Below are 19,849 nucleotides of genomic sequence, written 5' to 3'. Positions count from 1 at the left end.
AATTGGAGTGTCTAAAATGACGCGATTTCTCGCCATTCTTCTTGTCGGCCTGATGGGTTTGACCGCTTGTGCACCCACATCCGGACCCGAACAACTCGGTGCGGACGGGAAACCCCTGCCACGCGTCTATCGGATTTCACCGCGCGATGAGGCGAAAATCCAGTATCGGATGCTCGACTCGGTCAACTCTCTTCGCGCCGCAGCTGGCCGCGCACCAGTTCAGCTAAACGCGAACCTGAATGCCGCCGCCGCGACCCACGCACGCGACATGCATGTCCAGAACCGTCCTTGGCACTTTGGCTCTGACGGGTCATCGCCCATGGATCGCGTCGCACGCGCGGGTTATCGCGGGTTGATGCTGGGTGAGACAATCTCGGAAACCTACGAATCCGAACTGGAAACCTTGAGCGCATGGATGGAGCAACCAGACACGCGTGACATCATCCTCGACGAACGAGCCACGGATCTCGGATTTGCATGGTATCAGGAATCGACAGGAAAGCTCTGGTGGACACTGATCCTTGGCGGCAGTCAGGGAACTCCCGTGCTCACGAATTGAGCGCGATCAAGGGTAGATATCGATCTGCGTGCCTAAGGGCACCATCATGAATATCTCTTCCATGTGACGATCCTTGACCGCGATACAGCCCGCGGTCCAGTCCTTGCCCTTGAACCAGTTTTTCCGCGCACGCCCGTGGATAAAGATATCACCGCCAGGGCGCTTTCCATGCGCCTCGGCGTAAGTGATATCTGCCTCGTTCGGGTAAGATATTCCGATGGATAGGTGATAGCTCGAATTCGGGTTGCGACGGTCAATCACGTAGCTACCCTCGGGCGTCTTTCCGTCACCCTCAAACCGTTTCGGTCCCTCGGGAGCAGAGCCGAGCCCCACTTTGTATTCCTTCACCACCTCGGTCCCGCTCAAAAGATAAAGACGGCGGCGCTCCTTATAGAGAACCAAACGCGTGATTTCTGGCCCTGTATAGGGCTTCAACTCACGCGCGAAGGTGGGTGCCGCTATCCCAGCGGCCAGTCCGAAAAGAAAAATCCGGCGTTTCATGCTCATGCCTCTTTTTGTTCCCTGATCGATACACCTAATTTCGGCAATCGGGAAGCTGTGCTGATGTCAATTTCTTGAAAACCGCGCGACCAGTTCAACATGAGTAGACCATCGGAACTGATCAATCACATCCACCCAATCCAGCGTGAAACCTGCATCAATCAACGTTTTCGCGTCCCGTGCGAAGGTAATTGGATTGCACGACACGAAGGCAATTCTGGAAAGGTCGCTGCGTGTGATCTCGTCGACTTGCGCAACCGCCCCCGCGCGAGGAGGATCAAGCACAACGGCGTCAAATTTGCACAATTCGTCGGGCATCAACGGACGGCGGAACAAATCGCGTGTCTCAACACTCACAGTTCGCAAGTTCGAGGCATGTCGCCATCCCGCCTCAAGGGCCGCCAGCATATCCGCCTCACCCTCGACCGCATGGACCGTCGCACTTTCGGCGAGTGGTAGCGTGAAGGTCCCGCATCCCGCGAACAAATCGGCGATGTTGGCCGCATCCCCGACAGCTTCGCGCACGGCGTCCAGTAGGCAGGCTTCCCCAAAGGAGGTTGCCTGTAGAAACGCGCCTGCGGGCGTTTCGACTTTTGCCGCGCCAAACTGTTGCACCGCTGGGCCTCGTGCCGCAATCCGCTCGCCGTTCCAGTCGAGGCGGACAAGATCCGAATCCTGCGCAATGCGCCCCAATTCTTCGCGCATCGACAGATCAACGTCACGCGCACCTGTCACCGCTATACTCAAACCGCCAAGAACCTCTGTCACCGTCAGAGTGATTTCGCCGCGACGACTGGCCCCGAGCCGCGTCAATTCATGGTAAGTGTCGAACTCCGCCATGATCTTGGGCGTCATCAAACGGCATTCTGGCGTATTGAACAGAGTGTCACTCGCACGCCCGTGCAGGCCGACGATGGTCGACTTCTTGGTACGTTTTCCGTGAAAGACCGCACGCCTGCGTGACTGAGGTGGTGTCGTAAGGACCTTCCTCGCAGAGATTTCTATGTCCTGATGGGACAGGGAAATTTCGACAAACTCGCGCTTCCACGTCGCGACGAAATCGTCGGATGCGTGCTGCAAACCACATCCACCACAACTCTTGTAGTGGGCACAAGGTGGCGAAACACGATGCTCGGACGGCTCGAGGATTCGCGGCTGCACAATGCGATCGCCAGAAAGATCGCCCTCGACCACCTCACCAGGCAGGGCGTTCGGGACGTAGATCGGCCCCTCCGCAATCCCGTCGCCTCGGTGCCCAAGCCGCTCAACCGTGACCTTAACCATCTTTGCCCCCTTGTTCGATGAAAGTGACGAGCGCCTCTTTGTCGGGTGTGAAACCGTGCTTTATCCAGTGGTCTTCAGCATCTCGCAATGCCTTCCCCAGCGCGGGACCGCTTGCCAAATGCATCAGATCAGCGGCCTTAAGCGGAAACACCTGCGCAGCGGCGGCCGAAAGCGTTTCAACCATGTTGGGCGCAGGATGCGTCTCGAAAGTGGCGGCACGCAGGTAGCCAACGGCAATAGCGGTCTCCGCACCATGTCGATAGGCAATCTCGTCCAATGTCGCTTCTGACCCAATGTGATCCCGCCGACGCGCAACTTCCGCCTCCACCCGTTTGGGCAATCGCAACGTGGAAACCGCATCGCCGTCACACAGCGCCGCCAAACGGGTCAACGGATCAACGGGCGCATCAAGCGCCGAAAGCGTGAACAGTGTTTTTGTCCCCGCCCCCGAAAGAAGTGCCGTCAATACGCCACTCTGTTCCATTGCACCAAGGGCCGTTTCAGGAGCGGATGCGGAGAGCAATTTCATAATCTCGGCGCCAACACGCTCACGGGACAGCGTCCCAAGCGAGCCGACCGCCGCCGCACAGGCCGCCAAACCTTCGGCGTCCAGCCCTTTCGCGTCATCCCCGTACCACGCATGGAAACGGAAGAAGCGCAAAACGCGCAGATAATCTTCCGCAATGCGCTCTTCGGGTTTTCCGATAAAGAGCACGCGACGTGCTACAAGATCGGGCAACCCGCCAACAGGATCAATGACCTCACCGTTCGAGTCGCAGTAAAGAGCGTTCATGGTAAAGTCGCGGCGGTTGGCGTCGTCTTCTACGCGGTCGGAAAAGGCGACCACGGCGCGGCGTCCATCGGTCTCAATGTCTTTTCGAAATGTTGTAATTTCGAACGCATCTTTACCAACAACCCAAGTCAAAGTGCCGTGATCAATCCCTGTGGGCACACATTTGATTCCCGCCACCTTTGCAAGCGCTAGCATTTCGTCGGGCCGCGCGGATGTGGACATGTCGATGTCTGTCGCGCCCTCACCCAGAAGGGCATTCCGAACGCAGCCGCCCACGAAGTAGATCTGATGCCCCGCATCCGCGAAGATCCTCATGATCCGCTGGGCATTCTCGGATAGTAGCCAATCTGCGGTGATTTTCGTCATTGCGCCACCCGTTCCGCCAGACCGCGCAAGACCCGCGCGGTTGCGCCCCAAATATAATAGGGACCGAATGGAACCGTGAAATAGGCACGATCCGCGCCGCGCCAACGGCGTTTCTCTATGCGAAAGTTCGACGGGTTCAGGACAAAATCCGCTGGAACTTCGAAGTATTCTGCCACTTCGCCAGCCTCTGGCTGTGGTGCGAAGTCACGCGTAACCCAGCCCAAAACAGGCGTCATCGCATAGCTGCTGACGGTTTCATGGTGGGGAAGCTGCCCGATCACATCAACAGACGCAGGAGGCAATCCGATCTCTTCGTTTGCTTCACGCAGAGCAGCATCGACGACATCGCGATCACAAGGGTCCATTCGCCCGCCTGGAAATGCAACCTGACCTGGATGATGCTTTAGGTGTGAGGCCCGCTTGGTCAGGATAATATGGGCACCGCTCGGACGGTCGATAAAAGCAACAAGAACTCCAGCGTCGCGTAGCTCGCCACGCGACTGACTTCGCAAATCTGCGTTCAGATCATAGTCGGACGACGGAGTTCCCCCCGCCGCCACTGCGTGTTCGATTAGAGCACGCTCAATTCTCGGGGCCATCGGTCGATCCATCATTGGTCGCCTCGAATCCGAGGCTCGACGGATCGAGGACATAATGCGCTCCGCAGAACTGACAATCCGCCGTGACCGTGCCGTCATCTTTCGTCATCCGCCCGATGTCCTTGGCGGAATAAATCGAAAGGCTCTGGCGCACACGGTCTTCGGAACAGCCACACCCAAAACGGACAGGCTGCGTGTCAAAGACGCGCGGGGTCTCTTCGTGGAAAAGGCGCACGAGGAGATCGGTCGGCGGAAGACTTGGGCCGATCAATTCCAGATCCTCCACGGAATCGAGCAAGATATTTGCCCGCGACCAGTTTTCCTCATCCTCGCCATCAAGCAAATCGTTCGCCGACAACAGCGCCTCGCGCTCCTGCGGAGAATTCGACGCGGCATGGGGAGAAGCCTTGGGCATTTTTTGCAGCATAACGCCGCCAGCACGCCAAGATTCTTCGCCTCCAGCCAAAGTGGATTTACCAACCGACAACTCGAACCGTGTCGGAAGTTGTTCCGATTGAGCAAAATAGACTTCGGCGCATTTGGTGATCGTGGTTTCGGACAGCGGCGTGATGCCCTGATACGGCGTTGTGCCTTTGCCCTGATCCATCATGATCGCGAAATACCCGTCACCAATGATCTCGGAGAGCGACATGCCGTCGGCGACACGATCCCGATCAAAGGACGCGTAGGCACGAATCCGTGCGGGCGCGCCTTCTTTTTCGGGTGCCATGAAGTCCGTGGCGATCAATCGAACGCCCCCGTTGCCGCGCACCTGAAGCGAGAGCTTCCAGCGCAACTTGATCGTTTGCCCGATCAATGCCGTCAGGAGCGCAACTTCTGCGACCAGCGCTTCGACAGCGCTCGGATAGTCGTGTTGCGACAGGATGCTATTGAGAACCCCGTCAAGCCGTGCGACCCGGCCGCGGATGTCCGATGCATCAAGTTGAAATGGGAGAACAGTGTCGTCCCATGCGATTTTATCACCAATCATTTAGGCATTCCCTGCGTGTTCGGGTTGGCATACCTTTTTCGAAACAGTGTCACAAGATCGGCTGAGCGAGGACAGGATGCGACGATACGGTAGCGCCAAGAAGTCTGATATGAAATACACGCACCGACCAGGGGTGTATGCGGTCCTTCCAAGAAATGGTCAGCTACTGGTCACGTTTCAAGGCGGCATCCACAATGAGTTCCAACTTCCTGGCGGCGGAGTAGATCAAGGCGAGTCCCTGATCGGAGCCCTACATCGCGAGGTGATTGAGGAAACGGGCTGGCGTATCGGAACCCCATTCAAACTTGGCATGTTCCGCCGCTTTGTGTTCATGCCTGAATACGACATATGGGCCGAAAAGATATGTCACATCTACGCCGCGCGACCCATTCGCAGACTTTGTGCGCCCATCGAAGTGGATCATGAAGCCGTCTGGATGCCCCCTGAGCGTGCGCAGCTGTTACTGGCGAATGAGGGTGATCGGTCCTTCGTCGCACGGTTCTTGGGGGACGAATTCTAGAAGTAGCCCAGACACATCATCCCCGAAATCGCGGTCGTCCGCGAAAGTTGTCAAATCCCAGAGAAGCGTATCGAGAAAGGCGTTTCCACGCTGCTCGCCCAGTTTTCCCGCGAGAGCCATCAACCCTTGCTCACCGAGCATTTCACCGCGCGCGTTTTCGCATTCCGTGACGCCATCAGAATAGAACAGAACGCGGTCCCCTGCGTTCAGTGGAACTGTGACTTCCTCATATTGGGCATCGGGCAGCAATCCTATTGGCAGGCCCCCATTGCCAACAAACTCCACATGCCCGTCAATGCGCTGGACCAACGGGTGCGGATGGCCACATTGGGTCATGACCATTTGACCCGATTTCAGGTCGATGTGACCGAGCGCCATTGTGAAATAGAGGTCCGTTTCCATTTCCTGTAGCATCACAGTGTTGAGTTTGGCCGCCACGCGTGCCGGACTTCTCGGAATCGGCGCGCCCGTCTCGTCGAATTCGATGGCAAGATTCTGATCTGGCGACGCGCCGCTAAGATATGCGGCCAGTCGCGCGGTCATAAGAGCGGAAGCAACGCCGTGCCCCGACACGTCCAGACTGAATACACCGACGGTATCGGCATTGATCGGATAGAAACCCACAAGATCGCCACCAACGTGGCCGCTCGGCTTGAGCATGAGTGAGACGCTAGCCGATGGAAACTCACGGTGCCGCTCGCGTATCAGGGATTGTTGGAGGCGCCGCGCCTCGACCAGATCCCTGTCCAGCGATTCGTAGAGGTCCGAGATCTGTTGAAGCGTCTCTGACACGAGGCGATTTTTCTCGGTCAGCTCCCGCTCCATGCGTAAAATTCGTTCACCCGCACGGATTCGCGCAAGAAGCTCGTCCCCCGACACGGGTTTCGTCAGGAAATCATCCGCGCCAACATCCAGCCCTTCGGCGATATCCGCCTTTTCAGATTTAGAGGTGAGCAGGATGAAGTATCCATAATGTTGCCGCTCCATGGTCCTGAAGTGCCGAAGGAAATCCAGCCCCGTCACCTCAGGCATCATCCAATCGGAAATGACAAGATCAACATCCTCATGCGCGCAAACCTCGATAGCTTCGCGTCCGCTTGCGGCCTTGAGCACACGATATCCCCAGCGTTGCAAATGAGAGCCGAGAATCTTCCTCTGTGCCGCTGAATCATCGACCACCAGCACACGGTCAACCACGCCGCGCTCTGGCGCCGCAACAGTGTCAGGCGAATTGGTCTGAGCGAGCGACAAATAGGTTTCCTTTGATCCGTTTCACCGCAGTTTACGGACATGGGTTTAATGGCGGCTTAAATCTAAAACTGTCTGCAAATGGCCTGTTCGAGAAATCGGTTGGAAAGGTTTGGCCTCCATAGTTTCGGTCCATGGAGGCGCTAATGATTGATTGGGCATGTGTTCGAACGCTTATGAACGAAATTGGCGAAGAGGATTTCGACGATGTGATTCCTCTTTTCCTGCAGGAGATGGACGCCACCGTTGCCAAACTGGCCGCATCGAAAGATAGAGGCACGCTCGCCGAGACCCTCCACTTCCTGAAAGGAGCGTCCCTCAACCTTGGGTTTGGCATATTCTCGGGCATGTGCGTTGCTGGCGAAGCGGCGTGCAAAAACGGTTCCAGCGAACAAGTAGATACCGACGCGCTTGCCGACGCCTACGCGCGCAGCAGGCAACAGTTTCTCGACGGGCTCGCAAATGGAGTTCCCGCCTGATCTGATTTCCGACAGCCGCTAGAGAACAAATTCCGCGAGCGATTCATCGTTGGTGATGTCGCGATAAGGGAAGCCCGCCTCTTCCATCTTGGAAAACAACACGTCGAAATGCGCAGGGTCATTCGTTTCGATACCAATCAGCACCGAGCCGAAGTTCCGCGCCGATTTCTTGAGATACTCGAAACGGGAAATATCATCATTCGGTCCGAGTAAATCGAGGAAATCACGCAATGCACCTGGTCGTTGCGGAAGCCTGAGGATGAAATACTTCTTCAGACCAAGATAGCGCTGCGCGCGTTCCTTAACCTCGGGAAGCCGCTCGAAGTCAAAGTTACCCCCCGACGTGACACAGAGGACGCGCTTTCCTTTGATGTCTTCCGCAATGTCCTTCAATGCATCGACTGTCAGTGCGCCAGCGGGCTCAAGGACGATGCCTTCGACATTGAGCATGTCCACCATCGTCGTACAGATACGATCTTCGGGCGCTGCCAAGACATGATCGCGCGGAACTGCGGAGAGTGTTTCGAACGGCATCGCACCAATCCGCGCCACCGCCGCGCCATCGACGAAACTGTCGACAGAGTCCAAGGTCACTGGAGACCCAGCATCGAGTGCAGCAGCGAGCGACATGCCGCCCATTGGCTCTACAAGGAAGACCTCCGTTTGCGGCCAAACGCTGTCGATATATTGGATCACACCAGAGGACAGCCCGCCGCCACCGACAGGCAGAAGAAGGACATCTGGCGGCATGGTCATCTGTCGAGTGAACTCGACAGCCGTGGTGGCTTGCCCCTCGATCACATCCGCGTCGTCGAACGGCGCAAGAAAATGGCCTCCCTCCGCCGCGCAATATTCCTGAGCGGACGCCAGAGTGTCATCGAAATAGTCACCCGTCAGACGGATTTCGATCATGTCTCCGCCGAATGTGCGGGTCTTGGCAATCTTCTGCTGCGGGGTCGTGACGGGCATGAACACGACACCCCGCACACCAAATTCGCGGCAGGCATATGCCATCCCCTGCGCGTGGTTGCCTGCCGAAGCGCAGACGAAGAGGTTGATATCAGGCGACTGGGCGCGCGCACGATGCATGGCATTCCACGCGCCACGGATCTTGTATGAACGCACAGGCGTGAGATCCTCGCGCTTGAGCCAGATATCGGCACCGAACTTCGCTGACAGGTGATCATTGCGCGCGCAGGGCGTGGGTTCGAACAACTGCCGCACCAATGTTTCGGCATGTTCGGCACGTTGGTTGAAATCGGTCACAGCTCGGCACCTTCTGTTTCATGATAGATTGTCGTGAGCAGGCTCACACCCACCATCAACATCACCCAGCCCGAAACCAAAGTGTAGATCACCCCGATCAGGCCCGTCCCCAAAAGGATCGCGGGCAACGGGATGATTACGCTGATCAATGTGAAGACAACAGCCACACCCCATATGTCCGAAGCCAACGGCTTGGTGCGCTTCCATGCCAGACGTAATGACGCCGAATTGCCCACGGCTACAGCAGGAAGAACGGGCGACACGCGGAAGAAGGCGTAGGAAAGCACGACGCTAAGCGCGAGTTGCCACACAGAAACGGCCACCACTTGCGACAGCATGGCATAGAAGGGTGACAGGACCGCCAAGGCGACGGAAAACACCAGACTAAGCACAAACACAATCAGGATGCTCCAGCCGAGATACGCAAGGATCGGCTTAACACGAAACGCTGGCACCACCGTCCGCGGAGCCTCGCCCAAAAGGACAAAACGGTGCCATGCCACAGCGACCCAAAGGCTCACCACTGCCATCGAAATAGCGGTCGTAAAGGCACCAAACACCTCGTCGGGCGTTGCGGTCATTGTCATAAATTTTTCTGGGTCGATTGGTCCGACAATGATTTGCAGGGCAATCAGGCCGATCCAGAGCAACCCCGAAATTGCCAGGGCGGAATCAAGATTATTCAAAACACTTCCAAACGCTCGTTTGACCAGCTCAAAGCCACCCATATCACCGTCTCCTTATTCGCTTTCGACAAGACTTAGGGGTTTTTGTCGCATTCAGAAAGCATTCCCGCGCAAAACCTTGCTCTTGCCGCTAAAAACCGATAATCGCCCGTCCGATATCCGCGAAAAGGAGCACGCCCATGTCCGCGCCGAAAAAAGTCGTCCTTGCCTACTCTGGTGGCCTCGATACGTCCATCATCCTGAAATGGCTACAGACCGAATACGGCTGCGAGGTTGTGACCTTTACTGCCGACCTCGGTCAGGGTGAAGAACTCGAACCCGCCCGTTCTAAAGCCGAGATGCTCGGGATCAAACCTGAAAACATCTACATCGAAGACGTGCGCGAAGAGTTCGTGCGCGACTTCGTTTTCCCGATGTTCCGCGCCAATGCGGTTTACGAGGGTCAATACCTCCTCGGCACATCCATCGCACGCCCGCTCATCTCCAAACGTCTTGTCGAGATCGCGGAAGAAACTGGTGCCGATGCCGTCGCCCACGGCGCGACAGGTAAAGGCAACGACCAAGTGCGGTTCGAGCTTTCGGCCTACGCACTCAACCCCGACATCAAGGTGATTGCACCGTGGCGCGAATGGGATTTGTCCTCGCGCACCAAACTGCTTGATTTCGCAGAGAAAAACCAAATTCCTATCGCAAAAGATAAACGCGGCGAGGCGCCCTTCTCCGTGGACGCCAACCTCCTGCACACCTCATCCGAAGGCAAAGTGCTCGAAGATCCCGCGCAGCAGGCTCCCGATTACGTGCTCCAGCGCACTGTGCCCGTCGAGCAGGCTCCGAATGAACCCGAATACATCGAAGTCACCTTCGAAAAGGGTGACGCGGTTGCGATCAATGGCGAGGCCATGTCGCCCGCAACCATCCTCACCAAGCTCAACGAATTGGGCGGAAAACACGGGATCGGCGTTCTTGATCTTGTGGAAAACCGCTTCGTCGGCATGAAGTCGCGCGGCATCTATGAAACGCCCGGCGGCACGGTTCTTCTGGAAGCCCACCGCGGGATTGAACAGATCACGCTCGATAGCGGCGCGGGCCATCTCAAAGACAGCCTGATGCCCCGTTACGCCGAACTTATCTACAACGGTTTCTGGTTCTCGCCCGAGCGCGAAATGCTGCAAGCAGCGATCGACAAGAGCCAAGAACATGTGTCGGGCACTGTGCGTTTGCGCCTCTATAAAGGCTCCGCGACGACTGTTGGCCGTTGGTCGGATGCCTCGCTTTATTCGGAAGCGCATGTCACTTTCGAGGATGATGCAGGCGCCTATGATCAAAAGGATGCAGCGGGCTTTATCCAGCTCAACGCCCTGCGCCTCAAGCTACTGGCCGCGCGGAATCGCCGCCTGAAATAGGTGACGGCAAAGCGTCGGACATGTGTCGGACATCCGTCGGGCACATTTCGGGCAACAACCAAAACAAAAGGGCGCCCGTCGAGGCGCCCTTTTCGTTTCAATCTGCCCAGCGCCACTCAGCCAAACGCGGCAACTTCATCGGCGGTCGGGATCGCGTCGGCGGTTCCGTGTCGTGTGACCTTGAGCGCCGCGGCCTGCGCGCCCCACTCCATCGCTTCCTTGATCGACAGCCCCTTGTCGAGACCCGCCGCGACATAGCCGATGAACGTGTCGCCCGCCGCCGTTGTGTCGACAGGTGTCACTTTCGGCGAAGGCACTTCGATCACCTCGCCCGTTTCATTGGAGCGCCACATCGCGCCCTTGCTGCCGAGGGTGACGATGAGTTGCGGCACCTCGATCTTGTCCAAGGTGGTGCCAAGCGCCTCGGTCAGTTGTGCCGCTTCGACGGAATTCATCACCAGAAGCGTGACCTCGGATAGAACGGCGCGAACAGCATCGACGGAAAAAGGCGCAGCGGAGTAGATCACCCGCATTCCCTTCACCAAGGCAAAACGCGCCGCGTGGTCTTGCAGGTTCGTCTCGTTCTGGAGGAGAAGCGTATCGGTTTCGGTCGCGTGATCGATCGCGGAGGCCACCATGTCGGAATCCTGACGATGGTTGGCGGCAGGATCGAGAACGATAGAGTTCTCGCCCTGCGCATCCACATTGATGATCGCGTGCCCCGTGTCCCCGTCGAGCGCAGAGACAAAACGGCAATCGACGCCGTAGCTCTCCATTCGGTCGCGCACCCATCCATCCGCGTTACCGATGGCACCGATGTGGAATACACGCGCACCCGCTTTCGCGGCGGCAACGGATTGGTTCGTGCCCTTGCCGCCCAGACCAACCGAATGCTCCGTGGCGTGGATCGTCTCACCAGGTTCGGGCAAGCGCGGTAGTGCGTAGAAATGGTCGATGTTCACCGACCCCAGATTGTAGATCGCCATACCGCGCCCCCGATTGTTATGCCTGTCCGACCTTACATGCCGCAAGAATCGCCATGTTCAGGATATCGTTCACCGTCGAAACTGTTGAGCAGATCTGGATCGGTTTATCGACTCCTGTCAGGATCGGACCGATAACGGTCGCATCTGCCATTTCCTGCATCAGTTTCACAGAAATCGACGCCGAGTGACGCGCGGGCACAACAAGGATATTGGCGGGCGCGGTGAGGCGGCAGAACGGATAGGACGCCATGGCATCCGGATTCAGCGCCACATCGACGGTCATCTCGCCCTCGTATTCGAAATCCACCCTGCGTTCATCAAGAACTTTCGGCGCAAGATGCATCTTGGTCGCGCGCTCGGAGACAGGATAGCCGAAGGTCGAGAAGGAGGCGAAAGCCACACGCGGCTCGATCCCCAATTCCCGTGCAACTTTCGCGGCGGCTTCGGCAATATCGGCGAGATCGTGTTCGTCGGGCCATTCGTGAACCAGCGTATCGGCAATGAACACGATTCGCCCCTTATGGATCAGCGCGCTCACACCAATAGCGCCATCCTCGGCATTTGCGTCGAATACGGAATTGATACGATCAAGCACGTGGGCGGATTTACGTGTAGCGCCCGTCACCAACCCATCCGCATGACCATGCGCGAGCATCAGCGCGGAAAAGGCGTGACGGTCCCGCGCAGCAAGACGGTGGATGTCTTTCTGGTCATGACCCGAACGTTGCAGGCGCTTGTAGAGAAAACTCTTATACTCATCGAGATGCGAGGTGTTGGCGGCGTTCACGATGGTCAACTCGCCCATCGCGTCAGCGAGACCCGCCTCTTCGAGCTTGGTTCTCACGTCATCGTCACGGCCAACGACAAGCGCCTTTCCGTATCCGCCGCGCTGATAGGCCACGGCCGCACGAAGCACGCGTGGATCGTCACCTTCGGCAAAGAGCATCGTGGCCTGAGCCTGACGCGCACGCTCGTAGAGCCCTTGCAGAATTTGCGCCGTGGGATCCATCCGCGCCTGCAGGTCCTGTGTATAGCGATCCATATCGACGATTGGTCGACGCGCCACACCCGTATCCATGCCTGCTTTCGCAACAGCGGGAGGGATGGTGTAGATCAAGCGCGGGTCGAATGGTGTCGGAATGATGTAGTCCCGCCCGAAGGAAAGCGACCGCCCGTAGGCCAGCGCCACCTCGTCGGGAACATCCTGACGAGCAAGCGCGGCAAGCGCCTCGGCACAGGCGATCTTCATCTCGTCATTGATCGCACGCGCATGAACATCGAGCGCCCCACGGAACAGATAGGGGAAGCCAAGCACGTTGTTGACCTGATTGGGATAGTCCGAACGCCCCGTTGCCACGATCACATCCTCGCGGACGGCATGAGCATCCTCGGGCGTGATCTCGGGATCGGGGTTCGCCATGGCAAAGATCACCGCGTTGGGGGCCATGGAAGCCACCATCTCCTGCGTGACCGCGCCTTTTGCGGAGACACCGAGGAAAACATCGGCATCCTTCATCGCGTCGGACAGGCTGCGTGCCTCGGTCACGACGGCGTGGGCCGATTTCCACTGGTTCATGCCTTCGGTGCGACCCTGATAGATCACGCCTTTGGTGTCGCACATGATGCAGTTGTCATGCTTGGCACCCATGGCCTTGATCAGTTCAAGGCAGGCAATACCTGCAGCACCCGCACCATTGAGGACGATTTTGCAGTCCTCGATTTTCTTTCCTGAAATATGCAGCGCGTTGATCAGGCCAGCGGCACAGATCACCGCCGTGCCGTGCTGGTCATCGTGGAAGACGGGAATGTCCATCTGCTCCTTGAGCGTTTGCTCGATGATGAAACACTCGGGCGCTTTGATGTCTTCGAGGTTGATACCGCCGAAGCTCGGTCCCATCAGACGCACGGCCTGAATGATCTCTTCGGGATCTTCGGTGTCGAGTTCGATGTCGATGGAGTTCACATCGGCAAAGCGTTTGAACAGAACCGCCTTACCCTCCATCACAGGCTTGGACGCCAGCGCGCCAAGATTGCCAAGACCGAGCACAGCCGTGCCGTTCGAGATCACCGCAACAAGGTTGCCCTTATTGGTGTAGTCATAGGCGGTCTCGGGGTTCTCGGCGATGGCTTCGCAGGGCACAGCCACGCCAGGAGAATAGGCGAGCGACAGGTCGCGTTGGGTCGACATCGGAACGCTCGGCGAAATATCGAACTTTCCAGGGCGTGGTTCCATGTGAAAGCTGAGTGCTTCCTCACGGGTTTGATTGACTTTGGGCATTCGGGTGGGCCTCCTCTTTGCCAGTCCTGTCGTTTTAGCCGTGCACCCTCCGCTTCTCAACAAAGAACACGTCGCACCCTCTTTACGCCGCACCCCGCAACGTTAAGTTGGCTCGACAAGAAATCCGTGGGGGAAACCGTGTCCGATACCAAACCCAAAGTAACGCCGATGATGGCCCAGTTTCTGGAAATCAAATCCAGACATCGCGACGCGCTGCTCTTTTATCGGATGGGTGATTTTTACGAATTGTTCTTCGACGACGCGATTGCGGCATCCGAGGCGCTTGATATCGCGCTTACGAAACGCGGCAAGCATGACGGTGACGACATTCCCATGTGCGGCGTTCCTGTGCATTCCGCCGAGGGCTACCTGCTGACGCTGATCCGCAAGGGGTTCCGCGTTGCGGTGTGCGAACAATTGGAAGATCCCGCCGAGGCCAAGAAGCGTGGCGCGAAATCGGTGGTGAAGCGCGATGTTGTGCGCCTTGTGACGCCAGGCACGCTGACGGAAGAAAGCCTGCTCGACGCGCGCCGCCACAATTTCCTCGCCGCCTTCTCGGATGTGCGTGGCGAGGGTGCCTTGGCGTGGGTCGATATCTCGACGGGTGCCTTTCATGTGTTGCCTTGCCCCGCGAGCAAGCTTCTGCCTGAACTGGCGCGATTGAACCCGTCGGAACTGGTGCTGTCTGAGGCATTAGAGCTTGATGAGGGTGGTTTAGGGTCTGATTTCGACGAAATCGTCACGCGGCTTGCACCCGCATCCTTCGACTCCACCTCGGCGGCAGATCGGCTCACCTCGCTTTTCAACGTCGCATCGCTGGATGCATTCGGCAATTTTGAGCGGGCGGAAATTTCCGCGATGGGCGCGATTGTCGATTACCTCGACATCACCCAGAAAGGGAAACTGCCGATCATCAGGCCGCCCGTGAAAGAGGTGCTGCGCGGCACGATGCAGATCGACGCGGCCACGCGGCGCAATCTTGAAATCTCGCAATCCATGTCGGGCGGCAGAAACGGCTCGCTCGTTGCCGTGATGGATCGCACGGTGACTGCGGCTGGTGGTCGTCTGCTGGAGCGCCGCCTGTCCAGCCCCTCTTGCGACGTAGACGTAATCAACGAGCGTCTGGATGCGATTGCCTTCTGTCTCGACGACAGGAATGCGGCCGATGCCGTTCGCGATATTCTGCGCAATGTGCCCGACATGGAACGTGCCATGTCTCGTATCGGCCTAGAACGCGCTGGGCCGCGCGATCTTGCGGCGATCCGCAACGGGCTGGCGCAGGCGCAGGCGTTGTCAGAACTGATTTCGACCCTAACCCTGCCCAAATTGCTCTCGAATGCTGCGAATTTGCTCGAAGGGCATGATGAACTCGTGGACCGCCTTGAGGCGGCTTTGGTGGCCGAACCCCCGCTCCTTGCCCGCGATGGCGGCTACATCGCGCAGGGCTATCACGAGGAACTCGACGAGTGCCGCCAGTTACGTGACGAAGGACGCGGCGTGATTGCGCAGCTTCAGGCGCAATATTCCGAATTGTCAGGCGTGGCCTCGCTGAAGATCAAACACAACAACGTCCTTGGATACTTTATCGAGACCACGGCAACCCATGCCGACAAAATGCTGTCCCCGCCGCTGAACGAGACCTTCATCCATCGCCAGACAACGGCCAATCAGGTGCGTTTCACGACGCTCGAACTCAGTGAGCTTGAGACCAAAATTCACAACGCGGGCGGGCGGGCGCTGGAGATCGAAAAGACGCTGTTTTTGCAACTTTCGGGTCATATTCTGGATCGTCGCGGCGAGATTTCCGAGGCCGCGCGGGCGCTTGCGGAATTTGATCTTTGCACCGCACTCGGGGAGCTTTCACGGTCTGAAGGCTGGTCACGTCCCGTTGTTGATGACAGTCGGGAGTTCGTGATCCAGAAAGGCCGCCATCCCGTTGTCGAACGTGCGCTGCTGCAACAAGGCGGCGAGAACTTCGTTGCGAACGATTGTGACCTGTCGGCCGATGCCGATGCAGCCTCCATCTGGCTTCTGACGGGTCCGAACATGTCGGGTAAATCGACGTTCCTCCGCCAGAACGCCCTAATCGCGATGATTGCGCAGATGGGGTCTTACGTGCCCGCTGATTTCGCGCATATCGGGATCGTGTCCCAACTGTTTTCACGGGTCGGAGCCTCCGATGACCTTGCGCGCGGCCGCTCCACATTCATGGTGGAAATGGTCGAAACCGCCGCAATCCTTAACCAAGCGGAAGATCGGGCGCTGGTGATCCTCGATGAAATCGGGCGTGGCACATCGACCTATGACGGGCTTTCGATTGCATGGGCAACGTTGGAACATCTGCATGAAGTCAACAAATGTCGCGGGCTCTTTGCGACGCATTACCACGAGATGACCGCGCTTTCGGAACGTCTGGCGGGTGCTGAGAATGCAACCGTCACGGTTAAGGAATGGGACGGCGAGGTGATCTTCCTCCACGAAGTCACGAAGGGCAAAGCCGACCGATCCTATGGTGTGCAAGTGGCCAAGCTGGCAGGTCTTCCACCCACGGTAGTGGAACGCGCGCGCATTGTGCTTGAATCGCTTGAGAAAGGGCAATCCGAGGCAGCGACTTCACCCAAGGCCGTAATTGACGACCTGCCCCTGTTCTCGGCGACACCCGCTCCGCGCCCTGCGCCAGCGCCCACACAATCAAGCGAAGTCGAAGAAAAGCTCGCCGGGATACTTCCCGACGAGCTTACGCCACGCGATGCGTTGGATCTGCTTTACGAGCTCAAGAAGCTCGCGGACAGTTAAGCGGGTGTTGAGCTAACGCCTACCTGTGCGGGTCGCAGCAGGCGGTCGTGGATCATGAAGCCGACGTTCATCACCTGAATGATGTCGCCCGCTTTCGTGTTCGGCACGGGTGCTTCGAACATGGCTTCGTGGAATTGCGGGTCGAATGCGTCACCCACTTCAGGTGCAATGACCTCGATCCCGTGCTTGTTAAACACGGAGGTCAATTCACGCATCGTCAATTCGATCCCCTCGATCAGCGCAGCCTGAGCCTCACGCTGTTCGTCGGTGATCGCCTCAATCGCTCGCTTGAGGTTGTCGAAAACGGGCAGCATGTCGCGTGCCAGCTTCGAGCCACCGTAGTTTTCAGCCTCGCGGCGGTCACGTTCCGCACGCTTGCGCACGTTTTCGGCATCAGCCATCGCACGCATGAAGCGATCACGGAACTCGTCACGCTCGGCTTCAAGGGCGGCAATCGGGTCTTCGTCCTGCTCGTCCTCTACATCCAAAGAAACCTCTTCGGGTTCTTGGGTGAGGTCGATTTCCAGGTCTTCCGAAGTGTCTTTTTTCGGGTCGGTCATTTTATTCCTCTCACGCCTTGCTGGACAGAATGCGTCCGACAAGTTGCGCCGTGTAGTCGACAATAGGGACGATCCGCCCATAGTTGAGGCGAGTCGGCCCGATGACACCCACGGCACCGATTATCTTACGATCCGCGTTCATATATGGAGAAACCACCAAAGAGGAACCCGAAAGAGAAAAAAGTTTGTTCTCTGATCCAATAAAAATACGCACACCGTCCCCTTCGTCCGTGAGTTCGAGGAATTCGGCAATATCTCGCTTTTTTTCGAGGTCGTCGAAGAGAGAACGGATGCGATCGAGATCCTCGGCTTGATCGGCGGTTTCGATGAGGTGTGATCGTCCGCGCACGATCAGGCGTTCGTAGTTCGACCCCTCGTTCACCCAGAAGGCATCGCCGCTTTCGATGAGTTCAGCGGCCAGTGTGTCCAACTCGCGGCGTCGCGCTTTGATCTCGCGTTCCACCACGGTTTTCAGTTCGGAGAGGGTTTTTCCCTCGATCGCCGAGTTCAAGAAGTTCGCGGCCTCCCGCATAGACGACGGGGTTTGACCTGGTGGCGGGACGAAGACACGGTTTTCCACGTGTCCATCGGCAAAGACCAGAACAACCAACGCGCGTTCGGGTGAAAGAGACACGAAATCAAGGTGCTTGATGGGTGCCTCGTGTTTCGGAGCAAGCACGAGGCTCGCGCCATTCGTCACGCCAGACAGAGCGTTTCCCACGCTATCAAGCATACGGGAGACGTCCTGAGATGTTCCGTCGACGGTATCGCGCATGTGGGCACGGACATCGTCCGAGACCGTTCCGACCTCCAAGAGCCCGTCAACGAAGAGCCGCAGGCCCATCTGCGTCGGAACGCGACCAGCAGAGACATGCGGGCTGCCCAACAGGCCGAGATACTCGAGATCCTGCATCACGTTGCGAATGGTGGCCGCCGAGACCGTTTCGGACATGGTGCGTGTCACGGTGCGCGATCCAATGGGTTCGCCGCTGTCGAGATAGCCCTCGACGACGCGACGGAATACCTCACGCGATCGGTCGCTCAGTTCCGCGATCATATTGGCTTTATCTGACATACTCGTCCCAATCACTCTGGTTTACTCATTAAAAGTGATGCAGCGGGGGCGTCAATGAGGGTTGCGCCGTTTGTGTGCCCTTCGTTATGTGGGGTCGGAATTGATCAAAGGATAGACCATGCGACCTTCTGGACGAAACCTAGACGAGATGCGCGCGATTTCAATTGAAACTGGCGTTACCAAACATGCCGAAGGGTCCTGCATGATCCGCTGTGGCGATACCCATGTGCTGTGTACTGCCACGATTGAAGAGCGCGTCCCGCCCTTCATGCGCAATTCGGGTCAGGGCTGGGTGACTGCTGAATACGGAATGCTGCCGCGCTCCACCACATCGCGGATGCGTCGTGAGGCTGCCGCAGGCAAACAAGGCGGTCGCACCGTTGAAATTCAACGCCTTATCGGCCGTTCGCTGCGTGCGGGTGTGGATCGTGTGGCTCTCGGTGAACGTCAAATCACTGTGGATTGCGACGTTATTCAGGCCGATGGCGGGACACGCTGCGCGTCGATCACGGGTGGTTGGGTCGCGCTGCGCCTTGCGGTGAACAAGTTGTTGAAGGCTGGCGACATTTCGTCCGACCCGCTGATTTCCAATGTGGCGGCTGTGTCCTGCGGGATCTATGCGGGTCAGCCCGTTCTTGACCTCGACTATCCCGAAGACAGCGAAGCGGGTGTTGATGGGAATTTCATCATGCTGGCTAACGGGCAGATGGTTGAAACGCAGATGAGTGCCGAAGGTGCGACATATTCGCGTGACGAATTGAATGCGCTGCTCGACCTTGCGGACAAAGGCATCGCGGAGCTCGTGGCCGCACAGAACGCAGCGGTAGCCTAATGCGAGCGTTCGACGGCGACAAACTGGTCCTCGCAACCCACAACGCGGGGAAAGTGCGTGAGATTGGAGCGCTGCTCGCGCCATTTGGCGTGGAGGTTATTTCGGCTGGTGACCTCGGGTTCGATGAGCCCGAGGAAACCGAGTCCACTTTTTCTGGCAATGCGCGGATCAAAGCGCATTACGCCGCGAAAAAGAGTGGATTGCCCGCCCTCTCCGACGACAGCGGGATCATGGTCGACGCGCTCGACGGTGCTCCAGGTGTCTATACGGCCGATTGGGCTGAAACACCGAACGGGCGAGACTTCCCCATGGCGATGGAGAAAGTCTGGACCCTCCTCGAAGAAAGGAACGCACCCGAGCCGCGCACCGCGCGTTTCTGTGCCACTCTTTGTCTGGCGTGGCCCGACGGTCATGACGAGATTTTCGAGGGGCGCGTGGAAGGCCACCTGACGTGGCCCATGCGGGGCGCGAACGGGTTCGGTTTTGACCCTATTTTTGTTCCGACTGGTTTTGATCAGACCTTTGGTGAAATGGATCCCGAACAAAAGCACGCCATGAGCCATCGTGCCCGTGCGTTTGAATTGCTCGTCAATGGTCCCTTTGCCAACCTGAAACGGTCCTAGAGCC

General features: G+C 57.7%; 19 protein-coding genes. 7 read left to right on the top strand and 12 right to left on the bottom strand.

Annotated elements, in window-relative coordinates:
- Positions 1 to 16 precede the first annotated feature (16 nt).
- Positions 17 to 559: a CAP domain-containing protein gene (locus tag ACN0SC_RS13060; RefSeq protein WP_417250123.1), complete on the top strand. Its 543-nt coding sequence runs from the start codon at positions 17 to 19 to the stop codon at positions 557 to 559.
- A gap of 6 nt (positions 560 to 565) precedes the next feature.
- Here ACN0SC_RS13060 and ACN0SC_RS13055 read toward each other — a convergent pair whose 3' ends face one another.
- The 5 genes from ACN0SC_RS13055 to ACN0SC_RS13035 form a co-directional block, all read right to left on the bottom strand.
- Complete coding sequence (locus tag ACN0SC_RS13055) at positions 566 to 1,060, bottom strand: L,D-transpeptidase family protein (protein WP_417250122.1); 495 nt, start codon at positions 1,058 to 1,060, stop codon at positions 566 to 568.
- Between the two features lie 66 nt (positions 1,061 to 1,126).
- Positions 1,127 to 2,344, bottom strand: coding sequence for a class I SAM-dependent RNA methyltransferase (locus ACN0SC_RS13050; RefSeq protein ID WP_417250121.1), 1,218 nt, complete (start codon positions 2,342 to 2,344; stop codon positions 1,127 to 1,129).
- A complete protein-coding gene (locus tag ACN0SC_RS13045) occupies positions 2,337 to 3,503 on the bottom strand; it encodes a CCA tRNA nucleotidyltransferase (RefSeq protein ID WP_417250120.1) in 1,167 nt (388 codons plus the stop codon). The genes ACN0SC_RS13050 and ACN0SC_RS13045 overlap by 8 nt, the downstream gene beginning before the upstream one ends.
- Positions 3,500 to 4,102, bottom strand: a complete 603-nt coding sequence (locus ACN0SC_RS13040) for a CoA pyrophosphatase (protein WP_417250119.1) — start codon at positions 4,100 to 4,102, stop codon at positions 3,500 to 3,502. The genes ACN0SC_RS13045 and ACN0SC_RS13040 overlap by 4 nt, the downstream gene beginning before the upstream one ends.
- Positions 4,086 to 5,093, bottom strand: a complete 1,008-nt coding sequence (locus ACN0SC_RS13035) for an Hsp33 family molecular chaperone HslO (protein WP_417250118.1) — start codon at positions 5,091 to 5,093, stop codon at positions 4,086 to 4,088. Before ACN0SC_RS13035 ends, ACN0SC_RS13040 begins: the two co-directional genes overlap by 17 nt.
- 109 nt (positions 5,094 to 5,202) lie before the next feature.
- Between ACN0SC_RS13035 and ACN0SC_RS13030 the strand changes: the two genes are divergently transcribed.
- Positions 5,203 to 5,613, top strand: coding sequence for an NUDIX hydrolase (locus ACN0SC_RS13030; protein WP_417250117.1), 411 nt, complete (start codon positions 5,203 to 5,205; stop codon positions 5,611 to 5,613).
- On the opposite strand, the gene ACN0SC_RS13025 is transcribed toward ACN0SC_RS13030, so the two are convergent.
- Complete coding sequence (locus tag ACN0SC_RS13025) at positions 5,554 to 6,864, bottom strand: PP2C family protein-serine/threonine phosphatase (protein ID WP_417250116.1); 1,311 nt, start codon at positions 6,862 to 6,864, stop codon at positions 5,554 to 5,556. The genes ACN0SC_RS13030 and ACN0SC_RS13025 overlap by 60 nt on opposite strands.
- A gap of 143 nt (positions 6,865 to 7,007) precedes the next feature.
- Between ACN0SC_RS13025 and ACN0SC_RS13020 the strand changes: the two genes are divergently transcribed.
- Complete coding sequence (locus ACN0SC_RS13020) at positions 7,008 to 7,340, top strand: Hpt domain-containing protein (RefSeq protein WP_417250115.1); 333 nt, start codon at positions 7,008 to 7,010, stop codon at positions 7,338 to 7,340.
- A gap of 18 nt (positions 7,341 to 7,358) precedes the next feature.
- Here ACN0SC_RS13020 and ilvA read toward each other — a convergent pair whose 3' ends face one another.
- Both ilvA and ACN0SC_RS13010 read right to left on the bottom strand, forming a co-directional pair.
- Complete coding sequence (gene ilvA, locus ACN0SC_RS13015) at positions 7,359 to 8,606, bottom strand: threonine ammonia-lyase IlvA (protein WP_417250114.1); 1,248 nt, start codon at positions 8,604 to 8,606, stop codon at positions 7,359 to 7,361.
- Positions 8,603 to 9,334 carry a hypothetical protein gene (locus ACN0SC_RS13010; protein ID WP_417250113.1) on the bottom strand — a complete coding sequence of 244 codons (732 nt, stop codon included), beginning with the start codon at positions 9,332 to 9,334 and terminating at the stop codon, positions 8,603 to 8,605. Before ACN0SC_RS13010 ends, ilvA begins: the two co-directional genes overlap by 4 nt.
- Before the next feature lie 137 nt (positions 9,335 to 9,471).
- On the opposite strand from ACN0SC_RS13010, the gene ACN0SC_RS13005 reads away from it, so the two are divergent.
- Positions 9,472 to 10,695, top strand: a complete 1,224-nt coding sequence (locus tag ACN0SC_RS13005) for an argininosuccinate synthase (RefSeq protein WP_417250112.1) — start codon at positions 9,472 to 9,474, stop codon at positions 10,693 to 10,695.
- A gap of 116 nt (positions 10,696 to 10,811) precedes the next feature.
- Here the strand turns inward: ACN0SC_RS13005 and ACN0SC_RS13000 are convergent, their stop codons facing one another.
- Together ACN0SC_RS13000 and ACN0SC_RS12995 are read right to left on the bottom strand one after the other, a co-directional pair.
- Entirely contained in the window at positions 10,812 to 11,681 is an 870-nt protein-coding gene (locus ACN0SC_RS13000) for a ribokinase (RefSeq protein WP_417250111.1), read from the bottom strand.
- 16 nt (positions 11,682 to 11,697) lie between these two features.
- Positions 11,698 to 13,959 carry an NADP-dependent malic enzyme gene (locus ACN0SC_RS12995; RefSeq protein ID WP_417250110.1) on the bottom strand — a complete coding sequence of 754 codons (2,262 nt, stop codon included), beginning with the start codon at positions 13,957 to 13,959 and terminating at the stop codon, positions 11,698 to 11,700.
- A gap of 168 nt (positions 13,960 to 14,127) precedes the next feature.
- Here ACN0SC_RS12995 and mutS point away from each other — a divergent pair, with 168 nt between their 5' ends.
- Positions 14,128 to 16,755: a DNA mismatch repair protein MutS gene (gene mutS / locus ACN0SC_RS12990; RefSeq protein WP_417250289.1), complete on the top strand. Its 2,628-nt coding sequence runs from the start codon at positions 14,128 to 14,130 to the stop codon at positions 16,753 to 16,755.
- Here the strand turns inward: mutS and ACN0SC_RS12985 are convergent.
- Entirely contained in the window at positions 16,752 to 17,315 is a 564-nt protein-coding gene (locus ACN0SC_RS12985) for a nucleotide exchange factor GrpE (RefSeq protein ID WP_417250109.1), read from the bottom strand. The genes mutS and ACN0SC_RS12985 overlap by 4 nt on opposite strands.
- Positions 17,316 to 17,325: 10 nt before the next feature.
- Positions 17,326 to 18,390: a heat-inducible transcriptional repressor HrcA gene (gene hrcA, locus ACN0SC_RS12980; RefSeq protein ID WP_417250108.1), complete on the bottom strand. Its 1,065-nt coding sequence runs from the start codon at positions 18,388 to 18,390 to the stop codon at positions 17,326 to 17,328.
- 118 nt (positions 18,391 to 18,508) lie between these two features.
- On the opposite strand from hrcA, the gene rph reads away from it, so the two are divergent.
- On the top strand, positions 18,509 to 19,222 hold the full coding sequence (gene rph / locus ACN0SC_RS12975) for a ribonuclease PH (RefSeq protein ID WP_417250107.1): 714 nt from the start codon (positions 18,509 to 18,511) through the stop codon (positions 19,220 to 19,222).
- A complete protein-coding gene (rdgB, locus tag ACN0SC_RS12970; RefSeq protein ID WP_417250106.1) occupies positions 19,222 to 19,845 on the top strand; it encodes an RdgB/HAM1 family non-canonical purine NTP pyrophosphatase in 624 nt (207 codons plus the stop codon). Before rph ends, rdgB begins: the two co-directional genes overlap by 1 nt.
- Positions 19,846 to 19,849 lie beyond the last annotated feature (4 nt).

The organism is Celeribacter sp., from assembly GCF_048261515.1.
Classification (GTDB): Bacteria; Pseudomonadota; Alphaproteobacteria; order Rhodobacterales; family Rhodobacteraceae; genus Celeribacter.
Note: the sequence above shows the minus strand (reverse complement) of the source record. Positions and strands in the feature narration are given on the sequence as shown.

Bases quoted from the DNA above. Each gene is read 5' to 3' on its own strand.
- ACN0SC_RS13020 (WP_417250115.1), top strand. From the start codon at position 7,008: ATGATTGATTGGGCATGTGTTCGAACGCTTATGAACGAAATTGGCGAA.
- ACN0SC_RS13050 (WP_417250121.1), bottom strand. From the start codon at position 2,344: ATGGTTAAGGTCACGGTTGAGCGGCTTGGGCACCGAGGCGACGGGATT.
- ACN0SC_RS12995 (WP_417250110.1), bottom strand. From the start codon at position 13,959: ATGCCCAAAGTCAATCAAACCCGTGAGGAAGCACTCAGCTTTCACATG.
- ACN0SC_RS13030 (WP_417250117.1), top strand. From the start codon at position 5,203: ATGAAATACACGCACCGACCAGGGGTGTATGCGGTCCTTCCAAGAAAT.
- ACN0SC_RS13010 (WP_417250113.1), bottom strand. From the start codon at position 9,334: ATGGGTGGCTTTGAGCTGGTCAAACGAGCGTTTGGAAGTGTTTTGAAT.
- ACN0SC_RS12985 (WP_417250109.1), bottom strand. From the start codon at position 17,315: ATGACCGACCCGAAAAAAGACACTTCGGAAGACCTGGAAATCGACCTC.
- ACN0SC_RS13060 (WP_417250123.1), top strand. From the start codon at position 17: ATGACGCGATTTCTCGCCATTCTTCTTGTCGGCCTGATGGGTTTGACC.
- ACN0SC_RS13040 (WP_417250119.1), bottom strand. From the start codon at position 4,102: ATGGCCCCGAGAATTGAGCGTGCTCTAATCGAACACGCAGTGGCGGCG.
- ACN0SC_RS13045 (WP_417250120.1), bottom strand. From the start codon at position 3,503: ATGACGAAAATCACCGCAGATTGGCTACTATCCGAGAATGCCCAGCGG.
- ACN0SC_RS13035 (WP_417250118.1), bottom strand. From the start codon at position 5,093: ATGATTGGTGATAAAATCGCATGGGACGACACTGTTCTCCCATTTCAA.
- ACN0SC_RS13055 (WP_417250122.1), bottom strand. From the start codon at position 1,060: ATGAAACGCCGGATTTTTCTTTTCGGACTGGCCGCTGGGATAGCGGCA.
- ACN0SC_RS13005 (WP_417250112.1), top strand. From the start codon at position 9,472: ATGTCCGCGCCGAAAAAAGTCGTCCTTGCCTACTCTGGTGGCCTCGAT.
- hrcA (WP_417250108.1), bottom strand. From the start codon at position 18,390: ATGTCAGATAAAGCCAATATGATCGCGGAACTGAGCGACCGATCGCGT.
- rph (WP_417250107.1), top strand. From the start codon at position 18,509: ATGCGACCTTCTGGACGAAACCTAGACGAGATGCGCGCGATTTCAATT.
- ACN0SC_RS13000 (WP_417250111.1), bottom strand. From the start codon at position 11,681: ATGGCGATCTACAATCTGGGGTCGGTGAACATCGACCATTTCTACGCA.
- mutS (WP_417250289.1), top strand. From the start codon at position 14,128: ATGATGGCCCAGTTTCTGGAAATCAAATCCAGACATCGCGACGCGCTG.
- rdgB (WP_417250106.1), top strand. From the start codon at position 19,222: ATGCGAGCGTTCGACGGCGACAAACTGGTCCTCGCAACCCACAACGCG.